The sequence below is a fragment of the Pseudomonas sp. FG86 genome, from assembly GCF_057808775.1.
Genome location: NZ_JBMDIS010000173.1, coordinates 1 through 3,189 on the forward strand (window position 1 = coordinate 1; position 3,189 = coordinate 3,189).

Genomic DNA, 3,189 nt, shown 5'->3' on the forward strand with positions numbered 1-3,189 from the left:
CCAGGCGATTGGCGCGGCGGTTCAGCTCGGCATAGCTCAGCGACACATCGCCGAAACGCAACGCTGGCGCCTGCGGTGCACGCGCGACCTGCGCTTCAATCAGCTCATGCACGCAACGCTGCAACGGGTAGTCCCGCGCGGTGGCATTCCAGTCCTGCAGCACCTGCCGACGCTCGGTGATATCCAGCATCGGCAAATCGCCCAGGCGCTGTTGGCCGTCATCGACCATGGCTTGCAACAGGTTGACCAGGTGCCGGCCATAACCGTGCACGGTCGAAGCCTTGAAATAGCCATGGGCAAAACTGAAGTGCAGCGACAGGGTCTCGCCGAGGTCCACCAGCACGGTCAGCGGGTAACTCGTTTGTTCATGGGCCTTGGGCACGCCGAAGCGAATACCGCTGCCGCCGCTCTGTTCCAGGGCTTTGGACACCGGGTAGTTTTCGAACACCAGGATGTTGTCGAACAGTGCCGCCCCGCCCTGCCCGGCCCACCGTTGAATGTCATACAGGCCGGTGTGTTCATGCTCGCGCAGCGCCAGGTTCTGCGCCTGGACCGCCTGCAACCAGTCGGCCACCGTGTGTTGCCCGTCCACGGCGCAGATCACCGGCAAGGTGTTGATGAACAGGCCGAGCTGTTGCTCTACACCGGAAAGCTCCGCCGGACGCCCGGCCACGGTGGCGCCGAAAGACACCACCGCCTGGCCGCTATGGCGTTGCAGCAGAATCAACCAGGCCGCCTGCACCAGCGTATTGAGGGTGACCTTATTGCAACGTGCGAAGGCTTCCAGCCGCGCGGTCAGCGATTGCGCCAGGCTGTACCGGTAGTCGCCATAGCCGTCGATAGCGTCGGGCTGGCGGCTGCCCAGGCGAGTCGGCGTTTGCAGCGCGCTCAACTGCGCGCGCCAGAAGGCTTCAGTGGCGTCGGCATCCCGCTGTTGCAGCCAGCCAATGTAGTCGCGATAGCGTCCGCCAGCCTCGGGGACGGCCACGCCGGCATAGCGTTGCAGCACTTCGCCAAACAGACGCGAGTTGCTCCAGCCATCCATCAGGATGTGGTGATAGGTGTAGATCAGCTCATGGCGCTGCTCATCGGTGCGCACCAGCAGCAAACGCAGCAGTGGCGCCTTGGCCAGGTCGAAGCCCTGGCGGCGCTGGGCACGCTGCAGGTTGTGCAGTTCCAGTTCACGTTCGGGCATAGCGCGCCAGTCCAGCACTTCGATCCGCACTGGCGCATCGCGGTACACCACCTGGCACGGCCACTCCAACTGGCCTTCCCAGAAGAACCCCGTGCGCAACACCTCATGGGCCTGCACCGTGGCCTGCCAGGCTTGCTGGAAGCGTGCCACGTCCAGGCCCTCGGCCGTGACGCGGACCTGGTTGATGTAGTCGCCCGCGGCCTGTTCATACAGGGTGTGGAACAACATGCCCTGCTGCATCGGCGACAAGGTGTAGATATCCTCCACGCCCTCGGCGGCCAGCGGCAGCGACTCCAGTTGTGCCTGGTCCAGGCGCGACAATGGGAAGTCGCAGGCCGTGAAGCCGCTGTTGCCCGGGGTGCAGCAGTGCTCTATCAGGGCCGTCAATTCGCGGGTAAACGCCTCGCTCAGCGCTTCGATCTCACGGGCCTCGAACATCAATGGGCTGAAGGTCCAGCCGATCTGCAACTCACCGCCATACACCTGGCCATTGAGGGTCAACCAGTTGCTCAACGGGGTATCGGGGCTCTGCTCGGCGCCGGCAGGTTCCGACGCGGGGGCAAACAGGCCGTCCGGCTGATCAAAACTGCCGTCGAACTGGCCCAGGTAGTTGAAGGTGATACGCGGCTGCGGCAATTGGCTGAAGGCCTGGCGTGTCGACGCATCGCCCAGGTAGCGCAGCGCGCCAAAGCCCAGGCCCTTGTTGGGGATAGCACGCAGTTGCGCCTTGATCTGCTTGATCGAGCCGGCCAGGGTCGCGGCCGGGGTCAGGCGGACCGGGAACAGGCTGGTGAACCAACCCAGGGTGCGGGTCAGGTCGATGTCGTCAAACAAGTCTTCGCGGCCATGGCCTTCAAGCTGGATCAGGCTTGAAGCGTGCCCGCTCCACTGGCAGATCACCCGTGCCAGGGCGGTCAGCAGCAGATCGTTGATCTGCGTGCGATAGGCCGTGGGTGCCTGTTGCAGCAGTTGCCGGGTGTGTTCGGCATCCAGTTGGCTGACCACGGTCTGCGCCAACCGGCCGGGGCACGCGCCGTGCGGATCGCGGCACGGCAAGTCGGTGGCCACGCCCTGCAACTGCTGTAGCCAGAAGTCTTTTTCCGCCTGCATCGAGGGGCCGCGCGCGTGGGCCTGCAAGCGCTCGGCCCAGGCCTTGAACGATGACGTCTTGGCCGGCAGCGTACGTTGGCGATACAGGCTTTGCAGGTCTTCAAGGAATACCCGCCAGGACACGCCGTCCACCACCAAGTGGTGCATCACCAGCAACAGGCGCTGGGAGCCATCGGCCAACTCGGCGAGTACCGCGCGCAGCAACGGGCCATGTTGCAGGTCCAGGCTACGTTGGGCCCGTTCGCAGAGGGCCAGGAGTTCGCTGGCATCTTGTACGCGCTCGTGCCACAGCAGGCTCGCGCTCGGTGCGTCATGGCGCGCGACCCAGCCATCGGCCTGCTGGCTGAAACTCAGGCGCAGCACATCGTGATGCCGGGTGATGGCTTGCAGGGCTGCCGCCAACCGCTCGGCCTCTAGCGGCTGGCGCGGGGTCAGCAGCAGCGATTGGTTCCAGTGATGCGCGTGCGGCAGTTCCCGTTCGAAAAACAGTTGCTGGAACGGCAGCAATGGCGTCAACCCCTGCACCGGGCCCTGGTCGATCACGTGGGCGGTCTGCAACTGCGCCACGCGCGCCAGGCTGCGCACGGTCTGATGCTGGAACAGGGCCTTGGCGCTGAAGTGGATACCTTCGGCACGGGCGCGGCTGACCACCTGGATCGAGATGATCGAGTCGCCGCCGCGTTCGAAGAAATTGTCGTTCAAGCCGACGTGCTCGACCCCGAGTACTTGCGCCCAGATCGCGGCGATCCGTTGTTCCAGCGCACTTTGCGGGGCTTCGTACGGTTGCGCGGCTTCGGGTTTTGGCAGGGCCTTGCGGTCCAGCTTGCCATTAGGGCTGAGCGGCATCTGCTCCAGTCGCAGCCATTGGGCCGGCACCATATAGT

Annotated in this window: 1 protein-coding gene; it reads right to left on the reverse strand. The window is 64.7% G+C overall.

Annotated elements, in window-relative coordinates; all coding sequences use genetic code 11:
* Nucleotides 1-3,189 (reverse strand): condensation domain-containing protein (locus tag ACODSV_RS36070; protein WP_489078411.1); only part of this gene is annotated, 3,189 nt, incomplete at both ends.